Raw genomic sequence first — 24,426 nt, forward strand, 5'->3', positions numbered from 1 at the left:
ATGCCTTTCCGTATGAGACCTCACGAGGAGACGACGTGACCGATTCGACTCAGCAGCAGGACCCGGCCACCGCCAAGCTCACCTTCCCTGGCGGGCAGGCAGAATTCCCGATCCTCGATTCGGTCGCCGGGCACTCGGCCATCGATCTCAGCACGCTCACCAAGCAGACGGGCTACACGGCCCTCGACTACGGCTTCGTGAACACCGCCTCCACGAAGTCGGGCATCACTTATATCGACGGCGAAGAAGGCGTGCTGCGCTACCGCGGCTATCCGATCGAGGAGCTCGCCCGCAACTCGACCTTCCTCGAGGTTGCCTACCTGCTCATTTACGGTGAGCTCCCCAGCTCCGACGAGCTCGCGGCCTTCGATGACGAGATCCGCCGTCACACGCTGCTGCACGAAGACATGCGTTACTACTTCGAGGGCGTGCCGCACACGGCGCACCCGATGGCGGTGCTCTCCGGTGGTCTGCAGACCATGTCGACCTACTACGAGAGCTCGCTTGACACCACGGTGCCCGAGTTCGTCGAGGTTAACACCATCCGTCTGCTCGCGAAGCTGCCCGTGCTCGCGGCGTACGCGCACAAGAAGTCGATCGGTCAGGCGTTCCTGTACCCCAAGAACTCGCTCGGCTTCGTCGAGAACTTCCTGCGTCTCAACTTTGGCAACAAGGCCGAAGACTACGAGATGAACCCGGTGCTGGTCGACGCGCTCGACAAGCTGCTCATTCTGCACGCCGATCACGAGCAGAACGCTTCGACTTCGACGGTGCGCCTTGTCGGTTCGACCGGCGCCAACATGTTCTCGTCGGTTTCGGCGGGCATCAACGCGCTCTCGGGCCCGCTGCATGGCGGCGCGAACGAGGCCGTGCTCGATATGCTCGCCCAGATCCGCGACTCCGGGCAAAGCGTCGAAACCTTCGTGGAGAAGGTTAAGCGCAAGGAAGACGGCGTCAAGCTGATGGGCTTCGGGCACCGCGTCTACAAGAACTACGATCCGCGGGCCCGCATTGTGAAGGAGAGCGCCAGCCGCGTGCTCGAAGAGCTGGGCGTCAACGATCCGCTGCTCGGCCTTGCGCAGGAGCTTGAGCAGATCGCGCTCGAAGACGACTACTTCAAGGAGCGCAAGCTCTACCCGAACGTCGACTTCTACACCGGCGTGATCTACAAGGCGATGGGCTTCCCCACGCGCATGTTCACGGTGCTGTTCGCTATCGGTCGTCTGCCCGGCTGGATCGCCCAGTGGCGCGAGGCCCGCGACGACGTACAGACCAAGATCGGCCGCCCTCAGCAGCTGTACACGGGTGCGCCGGAGCGCCACCTGGGTCGCTGATCGGCTGATCACGTAGGAGGCTCCCCGCCGAGCTCGCAGAGCTCGGCGGGGAGCCTCCTACGTATGCCTGACTTGATGCCGGCTTGCCTGGCTTGCCCGGGTCGTGCGCCGCGCCGGTACATCGAGGTCACTCGTATGGCTGTTAGTCGGTGCGCATAACGACCACACGGGTGACCTCGGTGAGGGGCGGTGTTCGAGTGTGCGCTGAGGCGACGAGCTGTCTGAGGTGTGGATCCGCACCCCACTTCGCGACACGATACGATCTCAGCAGACTGATTGGAAGTTGAGGAGAATTGCGAATATGAGTGACAGCGAGGGATTCCGCGCCAGTGAGCGCCGCGGCTGGAAGAAGCCTGGCTCGAAGGGATCATCGGCGCGGAACGGGGCGACTCGGAGCGGCATGCAGCGCCCGATGCTCGTGCTCATCTCGCTGGGCGTGGTGCTGGTGCTCGGTCTCGGCACGCTCGTCGCCGTGCAGTTCGCGCAGCTGCAGCAGCTGCGCGACCCCGCAGCCGCAGAGGCCGCGCAGTCGGAGAGCGCGAAGCAGGTCGTGCAGCGCGCGGGAAAGCTCATGCTGCTGCCCGACGAAGAGGCCACCATCGCCACCGTCGAAGACGCGAAGTCGCTCGCCTCGCAGGCCTTCTTCGCGAAGACGAAGAAGGGAGACAAGGTGCTGATCTTCCCCGAGGCCGAACTCGCCGTGATCTACCGCCCCGCTGCCGACGTGATCGTCAACGCGGGCCCGCTCGTGCTCAACGCCGCAGAGCTCGCCCAGACCCAGGCCGGAACCCCCGCCGAAGAGATTCCCACCGAGGCCCCCGCCGAAGAAACCCCCGCCGAGTAGCATCCCGCCCTCTGCGAATCGAGTCGGCCCCTGTGTATCGAGTCGGCCCAGGATTCACGCGAATTCTGGGCCGACTCGATACGGGGAGGCCGACTCGACGGGCGCACGACGGGTCAGTGGGCCGCCGGGCGCGGCGAGCTACGCGTGCAGCTCGGAATTGAGTTCGATGCCGGCGCCCTCGCGCGGCAGCGCCTCGACACCGCCGCTGCGCGAGTTGCGGCGGAACAGCAGCTGCGGCAGCCCCGACAGCTCAACGGCCTTCACCTCGACAGGCTCGCCGCCCGACTGCGCCGTACCCTTGGGCAGCATCACCTTGGTGCCGGCCGTCACATACAGACCCGCCTCGACAACGCTGTCATCGCCCAGTGAGATGCCGATGCCCGAGTTCGCGCCAAGCAGCGCCCGCTCGCCGATCGTGATCCGCTGAGTGCCGCCGCCCGAGAGCGTGCCCATGATCGAAGCACCGCCCCCGATATCGGAACCGTCGCCCACGACCACGCCCTGCGAGATGCGCCCCTCAACCATCGACGCACCCAGCGTGCCCGCGTTGAAATTCACGAAGCCCTCGTGCATCACGGTGGTGCCAGGGGCGAGGTGCGCGCCGAGGCGCACCCGCGACGCATCGGCAATGCGCACACCCTCAGGCACCACGTAGTCGGTGAGGCGGGGGAACTTGTCGAGCCCCACAGCGGTGATGCCCGCGCGCTTCAGCTGCGGCAGGCGGGCGGCGTAGACCTCGGGCAGCATCGGGCCGGCAGTGGTCCACGCCACGTTCGGCAGCTTGCCGAAGATGCCGTCGAGGTTGATGCTGTTGGGGCGCACGAGGCAGTGGGAGAGCAGGTGCAGACGCAGGTAGGCATCCTCCGTGAAGGCCGGGGCCGCATCAAGATCGATCTCCACGTTCACGGGGCGCAGGTCCACACCGCGCAGCTCATCGGAGCCCGCGAGCTCCTCCAGCTCGGCGGGGGCGATCCAACGATCGCGATCCGCCGGCCGCTTGCCCAGCGTGGGCGAAGGGAACCAAGCGTCAAGAACCGTGCCGTCGGCAGCGGTGGTGGCGATACCGGCGGACCATGCAAAGCGGGAGTCAGTCATGAGATCTAGGCTACCGTTAGGCTGGGTCGGGTGAATGCCGATCCGCTCCCCGCCTCCGCTGCCCGCCTCGACCCGGCCCTCGGCGCCGTCGAACTCACCCGCCAGCTGTGCGATATCCCCTCGGTATCGGGCGACGAACGGCTCATCGCCGATGCCATCGAGAACATGCTGCGCGAGCGCGCCCCCCATCTGCAGATCACCCGAGACGGGGACACCATCGTTGCGCGCACCGAGCTGGGCCGCGAGCGTCGTGTCGCAATCGCCGGCCACCTCGACACGGTGCCCATCAACAACAACCTGCCCGTGCGCGACGAGACCGACCCCGCGACGGGGGAGACGATGATCTGGGGCCGCGGCACCGTCGACATGAAAGCCGGCGTCGCCGTGCAGCTCGCCCTCGCCGTCGAGCTCACCGAGCCCGCCGTCGACCTCACCTGGATCTGGTACGACCACGAGGAGGTCGCGTCGGAGCTGAGCGGCCTTGGGCGAGCCATGCGCAACCACCCCCAGCTCTTCGACGCCGACTTCGCGATCCTCGGCGAGCCCTCCAACGGCACCATCGAGGGCGGCTGCAACGGCACACTCCGCGCACGGGTCACGACGCACGGCAAGCGCGCCCACTCCGCGCGCAGCTGGATGGGCGTGAACGCGATTCAGCGGTCCGGTGCTCTGCTCGACAAGCTCGCGCGGTTCGAGGCCGAGCGCATCGTCGTCGACGGCCTCGAATACCGCGAAGGTCTCAACGCGGTGCGCATCGAGGGCGGCGTTGCCGGCAACGTGATCCCCGATCGCTGCAGCTTCGAGGTGAACTACCGCTTCGCCCCCAGCCGCTCCACCGAAGAGGCCGCGCAGCTGGTGCGCGACTTCTTCGCCGATGCAGACGAGGTTGAGATCGTCGACCTTGCGCCCGGCGCCAGGCCCGGCCTCGACGCGCCGCTCGCGCAGCGCTTCGTCGCTGCCGTCGGCGTCGAGCCCACAGCGAAGTTCGGGTGGACCGATGTGGCCCGCTTCTCGGCCCTCGGCATCCCCGCCGTCAACTTCGGCCCCGGCGACGCGCTGCTCGCGCACGCCGACGACGAGCGGGTGCCGGTGAGTCAGATCGAGTTCACCGAGCGGGCGCTGCGCGCCTGGTTGCAGACCGCAGAAGCGTAATCCAACGTCCGCGGGTTGGCCCTTGTCTGGGGTGGCCCGATAAACTGGACATCAACCATAACTTTCGAGGAGGCGTCATGGCTGCAATGAAACCGAGGACTGGGGACGGACCCATGGAGGCGGTTCGTGAGAGTCGGCTGATCGTCGTGCGCGTGCCGCTTGAAGGCGGCGGCCGTCTCGTGGTGTCGGTCAACGATCAGGAAGCCACTGAGCTGCGCGACGTGCTGTCGGCAGTGCTCGACGGCTAGACACTGAGGCGCAGAAGCTAGAGCAAGAGCCCCGGGAATCTTAGGATTCCCGGGGCTCTTCGCTGTCTACCGCAGCTGCGCCGACGCGGCCTCGCGATGACGTCACAGGTGTGAAACGCCGAATACCGCGCCGTCAGCCGTCGAGACGTACGAGCGTGAGCACGCCGTCGCCAGCGGGGGAGAGCATCGGTGCGATGGCGGGCGACTCGGCAACGAGGGCGAGCAGGTCGCGGCAGGCGACAGTTGCCTCGTCGCGGGCCGCCGGGTCGGGCACGCGGCCGTGGGCGAAAACTCCCGGCACTACGATGCAGCCGCCGGGCCGTACGATGCCGAGGGCGTGTTCGAAGTGTTCGAGCAGCGCCTGTGGCTCGGCATCGAGCAGCACCAGGTCATAAGCGCCGAGGTTCAGACGGGGCATGACGTGTCGGGCATCGCCCTCGATCAGGCGCAGTCGCGAGGAGGGCACTCCTGCCTCTGCGAACACGGTGCGCGCTTCGCGCAGGTGCTCCGGCTCGATTTCGATCGAGGTGAGGGTAGCGTCTGCGGTGTAGCGCAGTAGTGCGAGCCCGCTCACCCCCACGCCGGTGCCGACCTCGCAGATGGCGTGAGCGCGGGTGAGTGCGGTCAGCGCAGAGAGATGTGCGGCGGTGGATCGGCTGACGGGCTCGATGCCGAGTTCGAGCGAGAGGCGGCGTGCGCGCACGATCGCATCGGTCTCGCCGGGGTATTGCTCGGCATACTGCCAGTTGCGTTCGAGTTTGCTCACGTTCTCCTCCGGTGTGCTGCGGCATCCTCGCGCCGATGTGTTCTAGCGTATCGCTACCTCGCCCGGAGCTTCCGAGAGGTACGATAGTTCTCGATGGGGCTCACGATAGACAAAATTCTGGTGATCATGGTGATCGCCTTGTTTGTGCTGGGTCCCGACCGGTTGCCGGTCTATGCCAAGAAGCTCGGAGAGTTCGTGCGCGGGGCAAAGCGCATGGCCGACGGCGCCAAGGAGCGTCTGCGCGACGAAATGGGGCCGGAGTTCGATGAGGTCGACTGGAAACAGCTCGACCCGAGGCAGTACGATCCGCGTCGCATCATCCGTGACGCGCTCGTTGAAGATGAACGTGAGGCGCGTGCTGCTGCGCGCCGTACGCGGGTTGCTGAGGCGGCCCAGAACCGGCGGGCGGTCTCGGGAACCGCTGATGCCGCAGCAGATGCACCACCAGGGGGGCTCCACTATGACGAGGAGGCCACGTGAGCGCATCGGGCGCCGCCCCGAAAGCTGCCGGCACCGAGCTGCGAGAGCAGTTCAGCGCTTCGGATAGCGAGTTCAGCGAGATCATCGCAGCCCTCAATAACTTCTCAATCGTCGCGGTCACCGATCGGCGAGGCATCATCTTGCATGTCAATGACCGCTTCTGCGAGATATCGAAGTATTCGAGGGATGAGCTGATCGGTCGCACCCACAGCATCATCAACTCCGGTCGCCATCCGCGTGAGTTCTTCAAAGAGATGTGGCGCGTCATCGGACGCGGCGAAGTCTGGAAGAACGAGATCTGCAATCGCGCGAAAGATGGCAGTGAGTACTGGGTCGACACCACCATCATTCCGCTGCTCGATGACGACGGTCGGCCGCAGCGCTATGTTGCGATCCGCACCGAGGAGACGCAGCGCCATCTTGCCGAGGAGCAGGCGAATAGGCTCGCTTATTGGGACCGGGCGACGGGGCTGTCGAACCGGGCATCGATGCTGAGAGTGATCGATGGTGTGATGCTGCGGAAACCGGGGTGCGAGTTCAGTGGTTTTATCGCGGCAAGCGTTGACGACCTCTCTGTCGTCAACGACGCCTTCGGCTACGAGGTGGGGGACCGCCTGCTGCTCGATGCAGCGCAGAAGCTCACCGGTCTGGCCGGTGAGGGGCTGAGCGTCGCCAGGATCGGCTCGAACACCTTCGGCATTCTGCTGCCCCGTATCGGCAATGATCACTACCTTGCCGAGCAGCAGGCTGCGGAGGTGGTGCACCGGGTGCTTGCGCTGCTCAGCGGCCCTGTCGATCTCGGCTCGGGAGTGGTTGTCGATGCTTCTGCGAGTGTCGGCTATGTGCTCTGGGCCGCGCCGGGGGTGCGGCAGCACCGCCAGGCCGAAGAGAACGGCGACGCGGCAAGTGCCGACGGCTACATCGAGACTGCTGACCCCCACGAGGTGATCAAATGCGCTGACATCGCCAGGAAGCGGGCTCGCCGCGCCGGCGGGCAGCGGCGCCTGCGGCACTTCCGTCAGAGCATGCTCGATGAGGCGCAGCAGCGGGTGCATCTTGTTTCTCAGTTGCGACGTGGCATCGAGCAGCGCGAGCTGCGTCTTTTCGCGCAGCCGATTGTCGATCGTGACCGTCGTGTGATCGGCGAGGAGGGCTTGATCCGTTGGCTCAGCCCTGAGCGGGGGCTCGTGCCGCCCGGAGATTTCATCCCGCTCGCCGAGCAGACCGGCATCATCGTCGAGATCGGCGAGTGGGTGCTCGAAGAGGCCTGTCGCGTGCTCGCCGCCTGGAAGAGCGACCCCGAACGCAAGCACCTCACCTTCTCAGTGAACCTGAGCGAGCGGCAGCTGCGCGTCGAAGACTTCGCCGAGCGCGTGCGAGACATCATCACCCGTCACTGCATCACCCCCGGCAGCCTGAAGCTTGAGCTGACCGAGAGCGTGCTGCACACCGATCTCGACCGCACCATCAGGCTGCTGTCCTTGCTGCGGGCGGAGGGCGTGCTTTCCTCGCTCGACGATTTCGGCACCGGCTACTCCTCGCTGAGTTACCTGCGCCACCTGCCCGTGCAACAGATCAAGATCGATAGGTCGTTCGTGTCATCGGTTGGCGACGATGAGCAGTCGGCGGCTATCGCCCGCACCATTGTGCAGTTGGGGCGCACCTTCGAGTTGCAGGTCGTCGCCGAAGGCGTCGAAACGGAGGCACAGTTTCAGAAGCTGCGCGATCTCGGCGTAGACGCCTTCCAGGGCTTCCTGTTCGCGCGGCCGCGCCCCGTTGACGAGACCCTCACGGTGCGGTGATACGCAGAGTTGCCGATTTCCTGTGCGCGGTGAGGCGGATCGCTGTTGCGAACGGATGCGTGTAGCTCGCTGCCGATCATGGGGGGCGGATCGCGCCGCGCACGGCGCTGATCCGCTCAGCGCGGAGCGATCCCGAGCGACCTGCCTGCGAGCCCGCGGCCCTGTGCCGCGATGGTGCGCGCCACACGGATCACTGCCGCCGCCGCGGGGTCGCCGGGCATTGACAGCACCGCAGGTTCGCCACGGTCGCCGCCCTCACGAAATGCTGGGCTCAGGGGCACACTGCCGAGCAGCGGCACCTGGCCGTGCTCGTCGTCGCTGAGCCGATCCGCCACCAAACGCCCGCCGCCGCTGCCGAAAATCTCAACAACGCTGCCGTCAGGCTGCACCAGTCCAGCCATGTTCTCGACGACGCCGATGACGCGCTGCCCCGTTTGGCGCGCCACCAGCGCGCTGCGCACCGCCACATCGGCGGCGGCCTCCTGCGGCGTCGTCACCACGAGCACTTCGGCGTTCGGCAGCAGCTGGCCCACGCTGATCGCAATATCTCCGGTGCCGGGCGGCAGATCGAGCAGCAGCACATCGAGATCACCGAACCACACATCGCGCAAGAACTGTTCGATGGTGCGGTGCAACATCGGCCCGCGCCACGACACCGCCGTGGTGCGCGGATCCGCATCGCCCAAAAACATACCGATCGACACCGTCTTCACACCGTGCGCCACCGGCGGCAGAATCATGTCGTCGAGGCGCGTCGGCTGCTCGGTGCGCCCGTCGCGGCTGAGCCCCAGAATACCGGGGATCGAGAAGCCGAACACGTCAGCGTCAACGAGGCCCACCGACAGCCCCTCCTGCGCGAGCGCGACCGCGAGACCGGCGGTGAGCGACGACTTGCCCACCCCGCCCTTGCCGCTCGTGACCGCGATCACGCGCGTCAGCGAGTCCGGGCCGAACTGCTGCGGTCGTGCGCCGCGGTCGCCGCGCACCCGCTCCACGAAGGCGCGACGTTCAGCAGGCGACATCACGCCCACCTCGACAGTGGCGGAGGAAACCCCGGGCGCCGACTCAGCTGCCGCAAGCGTATCGGCCTCGATGCGGCGGGCAGCCGGGCAGCCGGCGATGGTGAGCAGAATCGACACCGTCGCCTGGCCGGCCTCATCAACCCGCACCTCGCGCACCATGCCGAGCTCGGTGATGGGCCGCATGATCTCGGGATCCCGCACCCCATCGAGCGCGGCGAGCACCGCAGCCTCAGCGGGTGTCGGCATCGCGATCCTCAGCGGTCTCGCCTGCAGCAGGCTGGGGGAGCGGTGCCTCGGGACCAGGATCGTTCTGCACCGAAGCCTCCTCGCGTTCAGCCTCCAACTCGGCAAGCAACGAGCGCAGCTCCGCACGGATGAAATCACGATCGGGCAGATCCTTCAACGCGATCCGCAGCGCCACCACCTCACGCGCCAGAAACTCGGTGTCGGCGAGATTACGCTCAGCGCGCTGCCGATCCTGCTCCATCTGCACGCGATCGCGGTCGTCTTGACGGTTCTGCGCGAGCAGGATCATCGGCGCAGCATACGACGCCTGCAACGACAGGATCAGCGTGAGCGCCGTGAAACCCAGAGCCGCCGAATCGAAACGCCAGCTCTCAGGGCCCCAGGTATTCCACGCCAACCACGCCACACAGATCAGCGAGAGAATCAGCAGGAACCACGGCGTACCCATACCGCGGGCGATGCTCTCGGTCCACCGCCCGAAACGCTCATTGCCCGACCCGCTCCTGCCGCTGCGCGTGCTGGCAGAGAGCGGAGCGTCGAGGCCCGGATCTCGCTTGAACAGGCTCATCGCCGTCCACCCTGCGGCTCATCGTCGGCGTGACGCCAGTCGTCTGGCAGCAGATGATCGAGCACATCGTCAACGGTCACCACACCCACCAGCCGGTGCTGCCCGTCAACCACGGGGATCGCCACCAGGTCGTAGCTCGCGATACGACGCGACACCTCAGCGGCGCTCGCATCGACCGTCACCGGTTCGATTTCGGTGTCGATCAGTGCCACCAGTCGCTCGTGCGGGGGAAAGCGCAGCATGCGCTGGAAATGTGCCATGCCGATGTACTCGCCCGTGGGCGTCTCATACGGGGGATGAGTGACGTACACCGCCGACGCCATCGCGGGCGGGATCTCGGCGCGGCGGATCATCGCCAAGCCCTCGGCGACGCTCGACTCACCGGAGAGCACGATCGGGGCCGGGCTCATGAGACCGCCGGCAGTGTCGGCATCGTATTCGAGAAGGCGGCGCACGTCCTCAGCCTCTTCGGGCTCCATCAGGTCGAGCAGCTCTTCGCCCTTCGCCGTGGGCAGCGCCGAGATGAGGTCGGCGGCGTCGTCGGGCTCCATGCGATCGAGCACGTCTGCGGTGCGATCGGGGGGCAACTGTGCGAGCAGCGCCAGCTGATCCTGCTCACTCATCTCTTCGAGCGCGTCGGCAACCCGCTCGTCTGCGAGCTCACCGATCACCTCGAGCATGCGAGGCTGCGGCAGCTCGAGTAGCGCCTCGGCGAGGTCGGCGGGCTTCAGATCGACCATGGTCTGAATGAGCAGCTCTGCTGACTGCGCCGACTCACTCGAACTCGGCAGCACCAGATCCGACCAGCGCACGATCCGCGAATCGCCGCGACTGAAGGGTGCCGCGGGTTTCGGCAGCCGCAGGAAGACCTCTGACACTACCCACTCGCCCGTGCGTGTGCGCTCAATCGCTGCATCCTCGATGCGCGCCGACAGTGGGGCGCCGCCAGGGCGATCCGCTGCGAGCTGCACGTCGCGGCCAATGATCTCCGCGATCATGCGCGTTTCGCCGCCGCGCTGCTCGAAGCGGCGCACATTGATGAGACCCGTCGTGATGACCTGGCCGGAACCAATCGAGGTGACCCTGCCGATCGGCACGAACACGCGCCGCTTACCGGGAATCTCGACGATTAAGCCCACCACGCGCGGGGTGCCCGCGGCGCGGAACACCACGAGCACGTCGCGCACTTTGCCGATCCTGTCGCCCACAGGATCGAACACTCCGCGCCCGGCGAGGCGCCCGACGAAGACCCGCATAGTACTCACACCCTCTAGCGTAGTGGTGGCGGGGCCTGCAGTGAGAGAATAGACGGTATGACTACTCCCGGCCCCCTCTCTTCCTCGCGCGCACCGCTGATGCCCGAGATCCCGCAGGGTGAGATCGTCTCCACCTACGACCGTTACGAAGACGCGAAGCACGCCGTCGACGTGCTCGCCCGCGCCAGCTTCCCCGTGCAGCGCATCAGCATCGTCGGCAATGATGTGCGCAGTGTCGAGCGCGTCACCGGTCGGCTCAGCTACGGGCGCGTCGCCCTCATGGGGGCGCTTTCGGGTGCCTACCTGGGTCTTTTCCTGGGGTTGCTGCTCTTCATCTTCCAGCCGGACAACGCTGCCATCTTCGGCGTGTTCATCTCGGCCGTGGTCATCGGTGCCGGTTTCGGCATGCTCTTCGGTGTGCTGTCGTACGCCATGAACCGTAACCGCCGCGACTTCTCCTCGGTGATGCAGATGGTCGCCACCCGCTACGACCTCATCACCGAGCCCGAGCTCGTGCATGAGGCCCGCCGCCTGCTCGTGGAGTCGGCGCAGCAGTAGCGGGCCGCGGACCGCCCGCCGCCCGCCGCGGGCCGCGCGGGCGCGCGGGCGCGCCCGCCGCTACGCTTCCCGCAGGAGTTTCTGGATGCGCTGCAGGGAGACCGGTTCGGCGGTGCGCAGTTGCTGCGCGAAGAGGCTCACTCGCAGTTCTTCGATGAGCCAGCGCGCGCGCACGAGGTGTTCGGGGGCTGTTATCGGCAGTGGGATCGACCCGCCGGCCTGCTCGAACAGTGCGAGCGCGCGATCCACTTCGTTCTGCCAGGCTCGGTCGCGCCCCGCGTTCTCGGTGAGGCCGCGCATGCGCAGCTGCACGGCTTCGAGGTAGACGGGCAGGCGCGCCAGCTGGGTGAGGCCCGTGCGCGACACGAAACCGTCGCCGGCAGCAGCACCTCCAGCGCCCCCAGCGGCCCACACCAGTCGGTCCACCTGCGCTGCCGCATCGGCGACCTGGCCGAGCACCTGGATCGTCTTGGCGCCGTCGATGGCTTTGCGGGCGAGCCGCGCCCCGTCGATCACTCGCGCGGTGAGCGCGATCGCGCCGTAGATGTCGTCGATGAGGGAGCGCGCATAGTCGTTCGCGATTCGCTCGAATACGGCCTCAGACCACACCAGCCCGTCGGGGGCGTGGCGGCGGATCGCGCCGTCGGCGACTGCAAGCGAGACGTCGGCGATGGCGGCGTCGAGTGAGCGGTACGGGCCGGCGCCGAGCAGCAGCTTCTCCTGGTTAGAGAGGTGGTCGCGGATGTAGCTGGCGGGGGAGGGTGAGCTCAGCGCGATGAGTCGGCGGATCCCTCGCCGCGACAGGTGGGCCTGCTCGGTTTCGTCGGCGACGAGCACGAGGTCGACGCCGGTGCGCCTGTCGACGATGGCGGGGTAGGCGCGCACCACGCCGCCGCCCGATCCGCGGCCTTTCGCGTAGGCGGTGTCGACGTGGCGGGGCAGTTCGCCGAAGTCCCAGCTCGTTGAGCCGCGGCGTTCGAGGTCGCTTTTGGGCAGTGCCGCGGCAGCCACTTTCGCGACGCCCTGCGTTGCGCGATCCTTGTGCGCGGCCTGCAGCGCGGCGAGGTCTTTGCCTGCGCCGATGGTGCGCCCGCGGCCGTCGACCACGCGGAAAGTGGGTGTGAGGTGGGCGGGTAGCCGCGACGGGTCGAAGTCGCTGGGTGATACTGGCACGCTGGTGCGGCGGCGGATCTCATCGGCGAGCAACTGCAGCAGCGACGGCGCATCTCCGGCCCCGGTAGCCCCGCCGGCCTCGGCAAGTTTCGGTTCGACGGTTTCGAGGAGGCTGCGCGCCCAGTCGGCGGCGGGCACCACGTGTTTGCGGATCGCCTTCGGCAGGGTTTTGATGAGTGCGGTGACGAGTTCCTGCCGCAGCCCGGGCACGAGCTTTTCGAAGTCGCCGCGTTCGAGGCGGGGCAGCAGCGGCAGTGGCACGTTCACGGTGACACCGTCGTCGTCGGCGGTGGGGTCGAAGCGGTATTTCAAGCGCAGCGTCTGGTCGCCGTGGCGCCACTGGCGCGGAAACTCGCTCTCGTCGACGTCGGCGGCCTCGCCCTCAATGAGGTCTTCACGGCGCATGGTGAGCAGCTTCGGCTGCGTGCGCTGCGCCTCCTTCCACCACCCTTCGAAGCTGCGGGTCGAGACGATATCGGCGGGAATGCGGGCGTCGTAGAAATCGTAGACAGCCTCTTCGTCGCTCACGAGGTCGCGGCGCCTGGTGCGCTCTTCGAGCTGTTCCAGTTCGCGCCGCAGCTGCCGGTTGGCGCGGTCGAAGGCCTGCGGCGAATCCCATTCGCCGTCGACGAGGGCGTGACGAATGAACAGCTCACGCGCGTGCTCCCTGTCGAAGCGGGCGAGCTGCACACGGCGGCGGTCTACGATGGGCACGCCGAAGAGGGTGACCCGCTCGTAGGCGACTGCGGCGCCCTGCTTCTTCTCCCAGTGCGGTTCGGAGACCTGCCGCTTGGCGAGCGGGCCTGCGAGCTCTTCAGCCCAGGCCGGGTCGACCACCGCGTTCGAGCGAGCGAAGAGCCGGGAGGTTTCGACGAGTTCGACGCTCATCACCACCTCTGGCGGCTTCTTGGCGAGCACTGATCCCGGGTACAGCACGAAGCGGGTGCCGCGCGATCCGAGATACTCCTGAGCGGGCTTGCGCTTGACGGCGCCAGCGACACCACGACCTCGCGCGGGCGCGCTGCGATCCTGCCGGTCGTCGCGCACGCCGAGCTGAGAGAGCAGACCGGCGAGGATCGCGCGGTGAATCGCTTCGCCGGAGGCTGAGGCGGATCCGCCGCTGCTGTCAGCTGCGCCCTCAGCCGCGCCGGCGGCCTGTGATCGGGTGCGCGGTGCCCCGCCTTTCACGCCGGCGATGCGCGCGAGCTGCCTGTTGAGATCCATCCACTCGCGCACGCGCAGAAAGTTGAGGTATTCGGCCTTGCACAGCCGCCGGAACGCGCTCGATGACAGCTCGCGCTGCTGCTCCTGCAGGTAGTTCCAGAGGTTGAGCAGGGTCATGAGGTCGCCCTGCGGGTCGGCGAAGCGGGCGTGCATCTGATCGGCCTGCGCACGCTGCTCTTGCGGCCGTTCGCGCACGTCCTGGATCGTGAGGCCCGCCACGATAGCGAGCACCTGCGGCACCACCTCGTGCCGCCGCGCCTCGATGACCATCCGGGCGAAGCGTGGCTCGATGGGCAGACGGGCCAGCTCGCGGCCGATCTTCGTGATGCGGTGGGTGGCGGATCCGCCAGTCTTTCCGGCCCGGCCCCTGCCGCGAGCCTCGCGGGCTCCGCCGCGCCCGGCTGCTTCGACGGCGCCCAGCTCGGTGAGCAGGCCGAGCCCGTCGGCGATGCCGCGCTGGTCGGGCGGGGTGAGAAATGGGAACTTGGCGATGTCGCCGAGGTCGAGCGACAGCATCTGCAGAATCACTGAGGCGAGGCCGGTGCGACGGATCTCGGGCTCGGTGAAGGCGGGCCGGCTCTCGAAGTCTTCTTCTGAGTAGAGGCGGATCGCGATGCCTGGGCTGGTGCGGCCGGAGCGGCCCGAACGCTGGTTGGCGCTCGCCTGTGAGACGGCTTCGATGGGGAGGCGCTGCACTTTGCTGCGCGCCGAGTATCGGGAGATGCGTGCGGTGCCGGCGTCGATGACGTAGCGGATGCCGGGCACGGTGAGCGAGGTTTCGGCGACGTTCGTGGCGAGCACGATGCGGCGCGCTGCTGCGTGCGCCCCGCTCGGGCGCTCGAAGACGCGGTGCTGTTCGGCCGCGCTGAGCCTGCCGTACAGGGGCAGGATCTCGACGGGGTTCGCACGGTTCGCGCCGAGGCGGCCGCGCAGCGCGTCGGCGGCGTCGCGGATCTCGGCTTCGCCGCTCAGGAACACGAGCACATCGCCGCGATCTTCGCGGCCGAGCTCTTCGACGGCGTCGCCGATGGCGTCGAAGAGGTCGCGTTCGACTGTCACGACTTTCGGTGGGCCGTTCTTGGGATCGGGCCGCTCGATGTTTTCGATGAGTGGCCGGTACCTGATTTCGACGGGGTAGGTGCGGCCTGACACTTCGATGATGGGCGCAGGGCGCTTGGTTCGCGGGTCGGCGAAGTGCTTCGCGAACGATTCTGGGTCGATCGTGGCCGAGGTGATGATCACCTTCAGGTCGGGGCGGCGGGGGAGGAGGGTTTGCAGGTAGCCGAGCAGGAAGTCGATGTTCAGCGACCGCTCGTGTGCTTCGTCGATGATGATCGTGTCGTAGGCGCGCAGCTCGCGATCGCGGTGGATCGCGTTCAGCAGAATGCCGTCGGTCATGAGGCGGATCCGCGTATCCTCAGAAACCTTGTCGGTGAACCGCACCTGATAGCCGACGAGGCCGCCGAGTTCGGAGCCCAGCTCTTCAGCGATGCGCTCGGCGATCGTGCGGGCGGCGATACGGCGCGGCTGCGTGTGGGCGATGCGCTCGCGGCCGAGAGCGAGGGCGATCTTGGGCAGCTGGGTGGTTTTGCCCGAGCCCGTCTCGCCCGCCACGATGACCACTTGATTGTCGCGGATCGCCGTCTCGATCTCCTCGCGCATCTGCGAGACGGGGAGATCCGCTGGAAATTCGATGCGGGGCTGCGTCATGATCCCACCATTATCCCGTGTGGGAGCGTGCGTGCTCGCCTCAGTGTCAGAGGCGGCCCGTAGACTGAGCGCACATCCGCCAGGTACCGAAGGAGAATCATGGCTGCGCTCGACACCCCGAACCTCACCCTCAGCAATGGAACCGAGATCCCGCAGCTGGGCCTCGGCGTCTTCCTCGTCGAACCCGGTGAGGCCGAGCGGGTCGTCTCTGACGCGCTGGAGGTGGGCTACCGCCACATCGATACCGCGCGCATCTACGACAACGAGGCAGAGGTGGGGCGCGCGATTGCGGCGAGTGGCATTCCCCGTGATGAGCTTTTCATCACCACCAAGCTCTGGAACAACGACCACGAGCACGCCGCCGATGCCTTCGAGAAGAGCCTCGACAAGCTCGGTCTCGACCGTGTCGACCTGTATCTCGTGCACTGGCCCGTTCCGATGTTCGAGGGCAGCGCCCTCACTGCGTGGCGCGGCCTTATCGACATCGCGGAGACCGGCCGCGCCTCGGCGATCGGCGTCTCCAACTTCGAGATCGAGCACCTGCAGCAGGTGATCGACGCGACCGGTGTGGTGCCCGCGGCCAACCAGATCGAGTTGCACCCGCTGCATCAGCGCCGCGAACTCACCGCGTTCTGCGCCCAGCACGGCATCGCAGTCGAAGCGTGGGGTCCGCTCGCCCAGGGCAAGACCGACCTCTTCGAACGCCCCGAGGTGGTCGCTGCGGCTGAGCGCCACGGCAAGACCCCCGCCCAGGTGGTGCTGCGCTGGCACCTGCAGCAGGGCCGCATTATCTTCCCGAAGACCGGGCGCCGGGAGCGCATGATCGAGAACGCCGACATTTTCGACTTCGAGCTCAACGGCACCGAACTTGAAGCCATCGACTCGTTGGAGGCGGGCACCAACTACGGGCCCGACCCCCGCAGCTTCGACGTGCGCTGACCCCGGCAGCCTGGGCGGTAGTTGCCGCCCGGGCGCAAGTGCCGTGCCGACGGCTCAGCAGCCGCGATCAGCAGCCGCGATCAGCAGCCGCGATCCGCAGCCAGAGATGAAGGAGACGCAGTGACCACTCACGCACAGCCCATCACCATCACCCTCACGGGCGCCGGCGGGCAGATCGGCTACGCCGCGCTGTTCAGAATCGCCGCCGGTGACATGCTCAGCACCGAGCAACCGGTCACCCTGCGTCTGCTCGAAATCCCGCAGGGCATGCGTGCGGCTGAGGGCGCCGCGCTCGAACTGACCGACTGTGCCTTCCCGACGCTTGCAGGAGTCGACGTCTTCGATGACCCAGTCGCAGCCTTCGATGGCGCGAATGTGGCGATGCTCATCGGCTCGCGCCCTCGCACCGCCGGTATGGAGCGCGGTGACCTGCTCGAAGCGAACGGCGCTATTTTCGGGCCGCAGGGGCGCGCGATCGGTGCGCACGCGGCCGACGACATCAGGGTGATCGTGGTTGGCAACCCCGCCAACACCAACGCGCTCATTGCCCAGCAGCATGCCCCCGATGTGCCGGCTGAACGCTTCACCGCCCTCACTCGCCTCGATCACAACAGAGCCGTGGGGCTGCTCGCCGCAGAAGCGGGCGCGACGGTGGGCGAGATCGACGGGGTGACCATTTGGGGCAACCATTCGGCCACCCAGTACCCCGATCTCAGCCACGCCACCATTCGCGGCCGGTCGGCGCTCGACGTCGTCGACCGGGCGTGGGCGCGCGGCGCCTACATCGACAGAGTCGCGAAGCGCGGTGCCGAGATCATCGAGGTGCGGGGCGGTTCTTCGGTCGCGTCGGCAGCAAACGCCGCGATCGAGCATGTGCGCGACTGGGTGCTGGGCACTGGCACCGCTGCGAACGGTGCCGAACGGCGCACAAGCGCTGCGGTCGTGTCGCACGGTGAGTATGGCGTGCCTGAAGGGCTGGTTTCGTCGTTCCCCGTCGTGTCGCGCGGTGGCGATTGGCAGATCGTCGAGGGGCTCAGCGTCGACGAGTTCTCCCAGCAGCGCATCGATGCGTCGGTGGCGGAGCTGGTCGCGGAGCGCGACGAGGTGCGGCGGCTCGGGCTGATCTGAGCGGGAGATCGCGGGCCGCTCAGAGCCGAGGGCGGATCGCGGTCTGGCCCGATGCCGGGTTCGGGGTGGGCCCGGAACGCGTGCGCCTCGGGCCGGGCACTGCAGCGAACGAGGCTCACCCCTTCGGCCCAGTAGGATGGGAAGCATGTCTAAGGTGCTTTCTTCCCTGCCTGTCGGCGAACGCGTCGGCATTGCATTCTCCGGTGGTCTCGATACCTCGTGCGCGGTCGCTTGGATGCGCGAGAACGGTGCCATCCCCTGCACGTACACCGCCGATATCGGCCAGTACGATGAGCCCGACATCGACGGTGTCGCCGGTCGCGCCAAGGAGTACGGCGCCGAGATCGCGCGTCACGTGGACGCGAAGCGCGCACTCGTCGAAGAGGGTTTCGTTGCCCTGCAGACCGGCGCCTTCAATGTGCGTTCGGGCGGCAAGACCTACTTCAACACCACGCCGCTCGGCCGTGCCGTCACCGGCACGCTGCTGGTGCGCGCCATGAAAGAAGATGGCGTCGACATCTGGGGCGACGGCTCCACCTACAAGGGCAACGACATCGAGCGCTTCTACCGCTACGGCCTCATGGCCAACCCGGCGCTGCGCATCTACAAGCCCTGGCTTGACAAGCAGTTCGTCGAAGAGCTCGGCGGCCGCCAGGAGATGAGCGAGTGGCTTGTCGCCCACGGCTACCCCTACCGCGACTCCACCGAAAAGGCGTATTCGACCGACGCCAACATCTGGGGCGCCACCCACGAAGCCAAGAAGCTCGAGTTCCTCGACGCCGGCCTCGACATCGTCGAGCCCATCATGGGCGTCGCTGCCTGGCGTGAAGACGTCGAGGTGGCCACCGAGGAGGTATCGGTGCGCTTCGAGGCCGGCCGCCCCGTCGCGATCAACGGCGTCGAGTTCGACGACCCGGTGGCACTCGTCTACGAGGCGAACGCGATCGGCGGCCGTCACGGCCTCGGTGCCAGCGACCAGATCGAGAACCGCATCATCGAGGCGAAGTCGCGCGGCATCTACGAGGCTCCCGGTATGGCGCTGCTGCACATCACCTACGAACGCCTCGTCAACGCGATCCACAACGAGAACACGCTCGCCTCGTACCACACCGACGGCCGCAAGCTCGGTCGCCTCATGTACGAGGGCCGCTGGCTCGACCCCGAGTCGCTGATGCTGCGCGAAGCGCTGCAGCGCTGGGTCGGTTCCGCGATCACCGGCGAGGTCACCGTGCGACTGCGCCGCGGCGACGACTACACGATCCTCAACACCACCGGCCCCAACCTCAGCTACCACCCCGAGAAGCTGTCGATGGAGCGCACCGTGGGTGCCGCCTTCGGCCCTGAAGATCGCATCGGCCAGCTCACCATGCGCAACCTCGACATCGCCGACTCGCGTGCGCGCCTCGAGCAGTACGCGCAGCTCGGGCTTGTCGGCGGCGCAACCGCCGAACTCGTGGGCGAACTCGAAGTCGGCGGAGCCGCGGAGATCGCCGACGCGGTCGGCGGCATCGATGAGGAGAGCGACGCGCTCGGCCTGTCGGCCGCCTTCGACTCCGGAACCGACTAGCCGCTCCCAATCGTGCCACTGCAGGCACCTGTACGGTGCCTGCAGTGACGCCTCCTTGACGGCCCGGGTTCAGTTGAACCCGGGCCGTCATGCGTCTGGGATCGCAATACGACAGTGCGTTCTCGATGCAGAGCCAGCCCGCCGCACGAGCTCCGAAACTACGACAGCCCCCGATCCGCCGACACTATCGGCGAAGCGGGGGCTGTCACGGCGAGCTCGAAAGCCGCCGGGGGGATTAGGAGGCGCGGCGCGCGCGAGCGGCGCGGCGCTTCAGGGCGCGGCGCTCATCCTCGCTGAGGCCACCCCAGACGCCGGAATCCTGACCGGTGTCCATCGCGTACTGCAGGCACATCTCGGTCACCGTGCAGCGAGCGCAAACCGACTTTGCGCGCTCGATCTGCTCAACAGCAGGCCCAGTGTTGCCGACCGGGAAGAAAAGCTCCGGGTCTACGGTGAGGCAAGCAGCCTTCTCGCGCCAATCCATGTGTGTCCTCCATTTGTAAACGCACGCACACGAAATACACTGGAGGCTGTTGCCTGGAATCTCGCGCCGTAACTATCTGAAACGTGGCTGAGAATGCTCACGTCAGTGTGCGCGAAACTCGACGGAATATATAGTTTCACGGATGTAGAAGCAAATCAATAGTGTATTTGCAATTGATTGGAAAGAGGCCCGAAATGCCCTCGTCACCTGCTGATCACCCGCGGTCCCAAATTGCCTGGCGGGCGCTGGGGGCGCTGCTGGCAGCCGAAACCGCACTCATGGTCTGGGTGCTCGGCGTCACCCTTGTCGGCGCGTTCGCCCCCGGAGGCGATCCGCTGCAAAATCTCAGCCTCATTGTCACTGCGGCCTTGGCTTTCGCCTGGGTAGCCGTCACCCTCATCGGTGCCGCCAAATCACGCGCCAGCTGGGTGCGCGCATCATCGCTCACCATGCAGGTGCTGCTGTTCGCCGCAGGCACCGGCTGCCTGCAACTCAGCATCGGACCCTGGTGGCTGGGCTTCGCACTCATCGCACTCGCCCTCGCAGGGTTCGCGGCCTCGATCTTGGCCCGGCCCACGCTGCAGCCAGGCGCAGACCCGGGCGAGGGGCAGTAGCAACTCGATCCTGCAGGTGGGGGAGCGGATCATGATCCGCCCCCACCGCATCATTCAGGCCGCGTCAAGCCCGAGCAGCTTGCGCACCCGCGCGACATGCCCGGTGGCCTTCACGTTGTACAGCGCGTGGGCGATCCGCCCTTCCGCGTCGATCACGAAGGTGGAACGGATCACACCCTCGACGATGCGACCGTAGCTGTTCTTGGTGCCGTAGGCGCCGTAGGCGCGATGCACCGCAGCGTCGGGGTCGCTGAGGAACGGGTACTCCAGGCCGTCGCGGTCGGCGAAGCGGCGCAGCCGCTCCACAGCATCACGCGACACGCCCAGCACCCGGTAGCCAGCCGCCGCGAGCGATGCCGACGACTCCTGAAACTCGCACGACTCCTTCGTGCAGGCGGGCGTCATCGCCTCAGGAATGAAGAACAACACCACCTGCTCACCGCGAAAATCGCTGAGCGAGCGGCGCACGCCATCCTGATCGAGGAGCGAGAAGTCGGGGGCGGGCTGGGTGGGCTCGAGAATCACGCGTTCGGTCATGCTTCCAGCCTAGTCGCGCTACTTCAGGAGGCGTCGCAGCGACTCCACACGCGCCGCACCACCGGCGTCGAGCCGGCCGTCAGCCACAGCAGCATCGAGCTCGCAATCGGGGGCATCCTCCAGGTGCGTGCAGCCGCGCGGGCAGGCGTCAATGATGTCGGCGAGATCGGTGAAACCGCGCAGAATGCCCTCGCTTGTGACATGGCCCAGGCCGAAGGAACGCACGCCCGGCGTGTCAATCACCCAACCGCTGTCGCCGCCAGGGCAGCCCGGCGTATCGGCACGATACGCCACCGACGAGGAGGACGTGTGGCGCCCGCGCCCCGTTACCTCGTTGACGTGCCCCGTCGCGCGGCCCGCCTCCGGCACGAGTTCGTTGATGAGCGTCGACTTACCCACACCAGAATGGCCAACGAACACCGTGGTGCGACCCGCAAGCGAGGCGCGAATCTCGGCGAGCGGCCACGCGCCCGGACGCGACCGGAACACGGGCACCTCAAGTGCCGAGAAGTACGCGAGAAACGGCTCAGGGTCGGCAAGGTCGGTCTTCGTGATGCACAGCAGGGGGCGGATCCCGGCATCGTACGCCGCCACCAGGTAGCGATCTACGAGACGCACCCGCGGCTCAGGGTTCGCCGCCGCCACCACGATCAGCATTTGGTCGGCGTTCGCCACCATCACCCGCTCAACGGTGTCACTGTCGTCGGCGCTGCGGCGCAACAGCGTGCGACGATCCTCAATGCTCACAATCCTGGCGAGCGAGCCCTCGTTGCCGCTGGTGTCGCCCACAAGCTGCACCCGATCGCCGATCACAATGGGCGTGCGGCGCAACTCGCGGGCGCGAGCCGCAACAACAACTCGTTCGGCAGGATCGGCAGGGTCGGCTCCGCGGGCGACGAGCGCCGTGTAGCGACCGCGATCCACCGCCGTCACCATACCGACCACGGCATCGCCGTGTTCGGGCCGCCGCTTCGTGCGCGGCCGGTTCGCCTTCGGATTGGGGCGCTGGCGCACCGCGTGATCGGCGTACTCGGCGTACGGGCCGTCTTCGTCGTCGTCGGGGATCAGCCAGCTCATTACCGCAGCAGATCTCTCATATCGGGGAAGACGAAGCTGCTGTGAGGAGGATCGCCGGCCTCGGAGGTCTCGACGGTGCGGGCGGCCAGGCCGAGCTCTCCGCCGGCCTCGGGCGCGAGACCGAGCATGCGCCGCCACAGCTCGGAAAACTGCGGCAGCGTTTTCGACGTCGAAGCGATGTCCTCCACCTCGACGCCCGGCACACGCAAACCGATCAGCGCGCCCGTCGTCGCCATGCGGTGATCGGCGTAACTGCGCCACAGCCCGCCGTGCAGGGGGGCCGGGTCGATCGCGATCCCGTCGGAAAGCTCGCGCGCTCGACCGCCGAGCCCGTTGATCTCGGCGACGAGCGCGGCGATGCGGTCGGTTTCGTGGTGGCGGATATGGCCGATGCCCGTAATCTCGCTGGCCTCGCCGTCGCTGCCGTCGGAGCCGTGCGCAGCGAGCGCCGCAAGCCCCACCAGCGTGGGAGCAAGCTCCCCGGCCTCAGGTACATGCAAACGCACCCCGCGGAGCCTGCCGTCACCGGACACCGTGAGCGAACCGTCAGCGGCGAGGCTCGCCTCCGCACCGAACGCGGGCAGCAGCGCACGCAGCTGATCGCCCACCTGCGTCGTCGCTGACGGCCAGCCGGGCACGGTAACCCGGCCGCCCACAGCGGCTGCGGCAGCCAGGAACGGGGCAGCGTTCGACAGATCAGGTTCGATGGTCACATCACGGGCGCGGATTGGGCCGGGCGCCACCACCCACTCGCCGGAGGCGGGGGAGGCGACCTCGACGCCGCGCGCCCGCAAGGTTTCGATCGTCATCTCGATGTGCGGCAGGCTCGGCAACCGCTCGCCGGTGTGCACCACGTGCACGCCCTCCTCGAAGCGCGCGCCCGAGAGCAGCAGTGCAGAGACGAACTGGCTCGACAGCGAGGCATCGAGCTCAACCCGGCCACCGCGCAGCGATCCGCTGCCGTGCACCGTGAACGGAAGCGCGCCGCGCCCCTCATCGGCAATGTCGGCACCGAGCGCGCGCAGCGCGTCGAGCACCGGGCGCATCGGCCGCTTCCGAGCGTACGGATCACCGTCGAACGCCACAGGGCCGAGCGCGAGCGCCGCTACCGGCGGCACGAAACGCATCACAGTGCCGGCAAGCCCGCAGCCGATGCTGGTCGACCCCATTAGCTCGGTGGCCGGTACCACGCGCAGATCGGTGCCGCTGCGCGACGGCACCTCCTCAATGCCCGTGCCGAGTGCGCGCAGGGCCTCGATCATGAGCGCGGAATCACGCGAGTGCAGAGGAGCGCGCAGCACGCCAGGCCCATCCGCAAGCGCAGCAAGGATCAGCTCGCGACCCGTCAACGACTTCGATCCCGGAAGTGCGACCCGGGCCTCAAGCGCACCCGCGGCAACAGGCGCAGCCCAGAGTGCAGCAGCCTCGCCCGGGCCTTCGCCCGAGCGGGCCTCGTCGCCGTCCTTGCCCTGGTTCATCTTTGCTTCAAGCATCGCCCCGAGTCTACCGCGCAGCCCCGCCGCCATGCGTGCCCCTCTCTCCCTCCAGCCTTGCTTCCCTCCACGCCCTGAGCTGCGGTGGTCGGGGGTGGGATCGGGGCCTGGGAGGGGGAGTACGGGGGAGAGAACGGGGGCGCGCGAGGGTGGGGTGGCGGGGTGCGGGCGGGGTTCAGGCGGGGAGGCGTAGGATCGTGGGTGTGACTGACACCACGGCGCACGACGACAAGCCGGTCCTGGAGCAGCGCTTCACCCAGGAGGCGCTGCCGCTGCTCGACCAGTTGTACGGGGCAGCGATGAAGATGACCCGCAACCCGCAAGATGCGCAAGACCTGGTGCAGGAGACCTACCTGAAGGCGTTCTCGGCGTTCGCGTCGTTTCAGGAGGGCACCAATCTCAAGGCCTGGCTGTATCGGATCATGACGAACAGCTACATCAACACGTACCGTAAACGGCAGCGGGAACCGTATCTCGGGGCTGTCGACGAACTCGAGGACTGGCAGCTGGGCGGCGCAGAATCAGCCACCGCAATGTCGGCACGTTCCGCCGAAGCGGAGGCCATCGACCGCACGCCTGATGCGGTGGTGAGCGAAGCACTCAATGCGCTGCCAGAGGATTTCCGTATCGCGGTCTACCTCGCCGACGTCGAAGGATTCAGCTACCAGGAGATCGCCGACATTGCCGAAGTGCCCATCGGCACCGTGATGAGCCGCCTGCATCGGGGCCGCACGCGCCTGCGCAAGACCCTTGGGGAATACGCGCGCGAGCAGGGCGTTGGACTCAATGCGGCAGGAAGTGCGACGAAGAAGCCGGCCGGCCGTACGAAGACCAAGAACACAGAAGAGGGAGCGACGCGATGAGCGATTGCGGTTGCGAGAAGGCCAAGGCCAACCTCTACGAGCTGCTGCGCGGAGAGCTCTGCGCTGAAGAGTCGGCGCCGATCCGCGAGCACCTCGAGAATTGCCCCGGTTGCCGCGACGAGGAGACGGTCTGCATTCGCCTCACCGAGGTGGTGCGCCGCGCCTGCGAAGAAGAGCGCGAGAACTGCGCCCCCGAAGACCTGCGCGATGCGATTCTCCGGGGGCTCCGCGTCGACAGCTGAGCGC

General features: G+C 67.3%; 23 protein-coding genes. 13 read left to right on the plus strand and 10 right to left on the minus strand.

The features are described 5' to 3' along the window. Nucleotides 1–35 precede the first annotated feature (35 nt). Together WFL22_RS02345 and WFL22_RS02350 are read left to right on the plus strand one after the other, a co-directional pair. Entirely contained in the window at nucleotides 36–1,334 is a 1,299-nt protein-coding gene (locus WFL22_RS02345) for a citrate synthase (protein ID WP_336651326.1), read from the plus strand. Nucleotides 1,335–1,635: 301 nt separating this feature from the next. After that, nucleotides 1,636–2,178, plus strand: coding sequence for a hypothetical protein (locus tag WFL22_RS02350; RefSeq protein WP_336651325.1), 543 nt, complete (start codon nucleotides 1,636–1,638; stop codon nucleotides 2,176–2,178). 138 nt (nucleotides 2,179–2,316) lie between these two features. On the opposite strand, the gene dapD is transcribed toward WFL22_RS02350, so the two are convergent. After that, complete coding sequence (gene dapD / locus WFL22_RS02355) at nucleotides 2,317–3,273, minus strand: 2,3,4,5-tetrahydropyridine-2,6-dicarboxylate N-succinyltransferase (protein WP_336651324.1); 957 nt, start codon at nucleotides 3,271–3,273, stop codon at nucleotides 2,317–2,319. 30 nt (nucleotides 3,274–3,303) lie between these two features. Here dapD and dapE point away from each other — a divergent pair, with 30 nt between their 5' ends. Together dapE and WFL22_RS02365 are read left to right on the plus strand one after the other, a co-directional pair. Then, nucleotides 3,304–4,425 carry a succinyl-diaminopimelate desuccinylase gene (dapE, locus tag WFL22_RS02360; RefSeq protein WP_336991308.1) on the plus strand — a complete coding sequence of 374 codons (1,122 nt, stop codon included), beginning with the start codon at nucleotides 3,304–3,306 and terminating at the stop codon, nucleotides 4,423–4,425. Between the two features lie 77 nt (nucleotides 4,426–4,502). After that, entirely contained in the window at nucleotides 4,503–4,673 is a 171-nt protein-coding gene (locus WFL22_RS02365; protein ID WP_223044349.1) for a DUF3117 domain-containing protein, read from the plus strand. A 133-nt stretch (nucleotides 4,674–4,806) separates the two neighbouring features. Here the strand turns inward: WFL22_RS02365 and WFL22_RS02370 are convergent, their stop codons facing one another. Next, the gene (locus WFL22_RS02370; RefSeq protein WP_336651322.1) at nucleotides 4,807–5,439 is read right to left on the minus strand and encodes an O-methyltransferase; all 633 of its coding nucleotides are present in this window, start codon (nucleotides 5,437–5,439) and stop codon (nucleotides 4,807–4,809) included. Between the two features lie 93 nt (nucleotides 5,440–5,532). Between WFL22_RS02370 and WFL22_RS02375 the strand changes: the two genes are divergently transcribed. After that, a complete protein-coding gene (locus WFL22_RS02375; protein WP_336651321.1) occupies nucleotides 5,533–5,919 on the plus strand; it encodes a twin-arginine translocase TatA/TatE family subunit in 387 nt (128 codons plus the stop codon). Further along, on the plus strand, nucleotides 5,916–7,721 hold the full coding sequence (locus WFL22_RS02380; protein ID WP_336991309.1) for a putative bifunctional diguanylate cyclase/phosphodiesterase: 1,806 nt from the start codon (nucleotides 5,916–5,918) through the stop codon (nucleotides 7,719–7,721). Before WFL22_RS02375 ends, WFL22_RS02380 begins: the two co-directional genes overlap by 4 nt. A gap of 116 nt (nucleotides 7,722–7,837) precedes the next feature. Here the strand turns inward: WFL22_RS02380 and WFL22_RS02385 are convergent, their stop codons facing one another. The 3 genes from WFL22_RS02385 to WFL22_RS02395 are packed head-to-tail and all read right to left on the minus strand — an operon-like array spanning nucleotide 7,838 to nucleotide 10,822. Further along, nucleotides 7,838–8,989, minus strand: a complete 1,152-nt coding sequence (locus WFL22_RS02385; RefSeq protein WP_336651319.1) for an Mrp/NBP35 family ATP-binding protein — start codon at nucleotides 8,987–8,989, stop codon at nucleotides 7,838–7,840. Further along, nucleotides 8,973–9,557, minus strand: coding sequence for a DUF1003 domain-containing protein (locus WFL22_RS02390; protein ID WP_336651318.1), 585 nt, complete (start codon nucleotides 9,555–9,557; stop codon nucleotides 8,973–8,975). Before WFL22_RS02390 ends, WFL22_RS02385 begins: the two co-directional genes overlap by 17 nt. Continuing rightward, nucleotides 9,554–10,822 carry a magnesium transporter MgtE N-terminal domain-containing protein gene (locus WFL22_RS02395; RefSeq protein ID WP_336651317.1) on the minus strand — a complete coding sequence of 423 codons (1,269 nt, stop codon included), beginning with the start codon at nucleotides 10,820–10,822 and terminating at the stop codon, nucleotides 9,554–9,556. Before WFL22_RS02395 ends, WFL22_RS02390 begins: the two co-directional genes overlap by 4 nt. A gap of 48 nt (nucleotides 10,823–10,870) precedes the next feature. Between WFL22_RS02395 and WFL22_RS02400 the strand changes: the two genes are divergently transcribed. After that, the gene (locus WFL22_RS02400) at nucleotides 10,871–11,371 is read left to right on the plus strand and encodes a general stress protein (RefSeq protein WP_336651316.1); all 501 of its coding nucleotides are present in this window, start codon (nucleotides 10,871–10,873) and stop codon (nucleotides 11,369–11,371) included. 60 nt (nucleotides 11,372–11,431) lie between these two features. On the opposite strand, the gene hrpA is transcribed toward WFL22_RS02400, so the two are convergent. Next, nucleotides 11,432–15,478: an ATP-dependent RNA helicase HrpA gene (hrpA, locus tag WFL22_RS02405; RefSeq protein ID WP_336991311.1), complete on the minus strand. Its 4,047-nt coding sequence runs from the start codon at nucleotides 15,476–15,478 to the stop codon at nucleotides 11,432–11,434. Between the two features lie 99 nt (nucleotides 15,479–15,577). On the opposite strand from hrpA, the gene WFL22_RS02410 reads away from it, so the two are divergent. The 3 genes from WFL22_RS02410 (at nucleotide 15,578) to argG (ending at nucleotide 19,112) form a co-directional block, all read left to right on the plus strand. After that, complete coding sequence (locus WFL22_RS02410) at nucleotides 15,578–16,417, plus strand: aldo/keto reductase (protein WP_336651314.1); 840 nt, start codon at nucleotides 15,578–15,580, stop codon at nucleotides 16,415–16,417. Between the two features lie 120 nt (nucleotides 16,418–16,537). Next, nucleotides 16,538–17,545: a malate dehydrogenase gene (locus WFL22_RS02415; protein WP_336991313.1), complete on the plus strand. Its 1,008-nt coding sequence runs from the start codon at nucleotides 16,538–16,540 to the stop codon at nucleotides 17,543–17,545. A 145-nt stretch (nucleotides 17,546–17,690) separates the two neighbouring features. Next, complete coding sequence (argG, locus tag WFL22_RS02420; protein ID WP_336651312.1) at nucleotides 17,691–19,112, plus strand: argininosuccinate synthase; 1,422 nt, start codon at nucleotides 17,691–17,693, stop codon at nucleotides 19,110–19,112. Between the two features lie 235 nt (nucleotides 19,113–19,347). Here the strand turns inward: argG and WFL22_RS02425 are convergent, their stop codons facing one another. Continuing rightward, nucleotides 19,348–19,596 (minus strand): WhiB family transcriptional regulator, encoded by a 249-nt coding sequence (locus WFL22_RS02425; protein ID WP_017884807.1) that lies wholly within the window; start codon nucleotides 19,594–19,596, stop codon nucleotides 19,348–19,350. A gap of 194 nt (nucleotides 19,597–19,790) precedes the next feature. On the opposite strand from WFL22_RS02425, the gene WFL22_RS02430 reads away from it, so the two are divergent. Beyond that, nucleotides 19,791–20,210 carry a hypothetical protein gene (locus WFL22_RS02430; RefSeq protein WP_336651311.1) on the plus strand — a complete coding sequence of 140 codons (420 nt, stop codon included), beginning with the start codon at nucleotides 19,791–19,793 and terminating at the stop codon, nucleotides 20,208–20,210. A 54-nt stretch (nucleotides 20,211–20,264) separates the two neighbouring features. On the opposite strand, the gene WFL22_RS02435 is transcribed toward WFL22_RS02430, so the two are convergent. Genes WFL22_RS02435 through aroA form a run of 3 tightly spaced genes read right to left on the minus strand, consistent with a single transcriptional unit; the run spans nucleotide 20,265 to nucleotide 23,317 of the window. Beyond that, a complete protein-coding gene (locus WFL22_RS02435; RefSeq protein WP_336651310.1) occupies nucleotides 20,265–20,747 on the minus strand; it encodes a peroxiredoxin in 483 nt (160 codons plus the stop codon). An 18-nt stretch (nucleotides 20,748–20,765) separates the two neighbouring features. Continuing rightward, nucleotides 20,766–21,824, minus strand: a complete 1,059-nt coding sequence (rsgA, locus tag WFL22_RS02440; RefSeq protein ID WP_336651309.1) for a ribosome small subunit-dependent GTPase A — start codon at nucleotides 21,822–21,824, stop codon at nucleotides 20,766–20,768. Continuing rightward, nucleotides 21,824–23,317: a 3-phosphoshikimate 1-carboxyvinyltransferase gene (gene aroA, locus WFL22_RS02445; protein WP_336991317.1), complete on the minus strand. Its 1,494-nt coding sequence runs from the start codon at nucleotides 23,315–23,317 to the stop codon at nucleotides 21,824–21,826. Before aroA ends, rsgA begins: the two co-directional genes overlap by 1 nt. Nucleotides 23,318–23,520: 203 nt before the next feature. Here aroA and WFL22_RS02450 point away from each other — a divergent pair, with 203 nt between their 5' ends. Together WFL22_RS02450 and WFL22_RS02455 are read left to right on the plus strand one after the other, a co-directional pair. Then, the gene (locus WFL22_RS02450; RefSeq protein WP_336991319.1) at nucleotides 23,521–24,180 is read left to right on the plus strand and encodes a sigma-70 family RNA polymerase sigma factor; all 660 of its coding nucleotides are present in this window, start codon (nucleotides 23,521–23,523) and stop codon (nucleotides 24,178–24,180) included. Next, complete coding sequence (locus WFL22_RS02455; protein ID WP_336651306.1) at nucleotides 24,177–24,422, plus strand: zf-HC2 domain-containing protein; 246 nt, start codon at nucleotides 24,177–24,179, stop codon at nucleotides 24,420–24,422. Before WFL22_RS02450 ends, WFL22_RS02455 begins: the two co-directional genes overlap by 4 nt. Nucleotides 24,423–24,426 lie beyond the last annotated feature (4 nt).

It is taken from the genome of Leucobacter sp. VD1, from assembly GCF_037150695.1.
Taxonomy (GTDB): domain Bacteria; phylum Actinomycetota; class Actinomycetes; order Actinomycetales; family Microbacteriaceae; genus Leucobacter.

Bases quoted from the DNA above. Each gene is read 5' to 3' on its own strand.
- argG (WP_336651312.1), top strand. From the start codon at position 17,691: ATGTCTAAGGTGCTTTCTTCCCTGCCTGTCGGCGAACGCGTCGGCATT.
- WFL22_RS02400 (WP_336651316.1), top strand. From the start codon at position 10,871: ATGACTACTCCCGGCCCCCTCTCTTCCTCGCGCGCACCGCTGATGCCC.
- WFL22_RS02455 (WP_336651306.1), top strand. From the start codon at position 24,177: ATGAGCGATTGCGGTTGCGAGAAGGCCAAGGCCAACCTCTACGAGCTG.
- WFL22_RS02390 (WP_336651318.1), bottom strand. From the start codon at position 9,557: ATGAGCCTGTTCAAGCGAGATCCGGGCCTCGACGCTCCGCTCTCTGCC.
- WFL22_RS02350 (WP_336651325.1), top strand. From the start codon at position 1,636: ATGAGTGACAGCGAGGGATTCCGCGCCAGTGAGCGCCGCGGCTGGAAG.
- rsgA (WP_336651309.1), bottom strand. From the start codon at position 21,824: ATGAGCTGGCTGATCCCCGACGACGACGAAGACGGCCCGTACGCCGAG.
- aroA (WP_336991317.1), bottom strand. From the start codon at position 23,317: ATGCTTGAAGCAAAGATGAACCAGGGCAAGGACGGCGACGAGGCCCGC.
- WFL22_RS02375 (WP_336651321.1), top strand. From the start codon at position 5,533: ATGGGGCTCACGATAGACAAAATTCTGGTGATCATGGTGATCGCCTTG.
- WFL22_RS02435 (WP_336651310.1), bottom strand. From the start codon at position 20,747: ATGACCGAACGCGTGATTCTCGAGCCCACCCAGCCCGCCCCCGACTTC.
- WFL22_RS02385 (WP_336651319.1), bottom strand. From the start codon at position 8,989: ATGCCGACACCCGCTGAGGCTGCGGTGCTCGCCGCGCTCGATGGGGTG.
- WFL22_RS02365 (WP_223044349.1), top strand. From the start codon at position 4,503: ATGGCTGCAATGAAACCGAGGACTGGGGACGGACCCATGGAGGCGGTT.
- WFL22_RS02425 (WP_017884807.1), bottom strand. From the start codon at position 19,596: ATGGATTGGCGCGAGAAGGCTGCTTGCCTCACCGTAGACCCGGAGCTT.
- dapD (WP_336651324.1), bottom strand. From the start codon at position 3,273: ATGACTGACTCCCGCTTTGCATGGTCCGCCGGTATCGCCACCACCGCT.
- WFL22_RS02430 (WP_336651311.1), top strand. From the start codon at position 19,791: ATGCCCTCGTCACCTGCTGATCACCCGCGGTCCCAAATTGCCTGGCGG.
- hrpA (WP_336991311.1), bottom strand. From the start codon at position 15,478: ATGACGCAGCCCCGCATCGAATTTCCAGCGGATCTCCCCGTCTCGCAG.
- WFL22_RS02410 (WP_336651314.1), top strand. From the start codon at position 15,578: ATGGCTGCGCTCGACACCCCGAACCTCACCCTCAGCAATGGAACCGAG.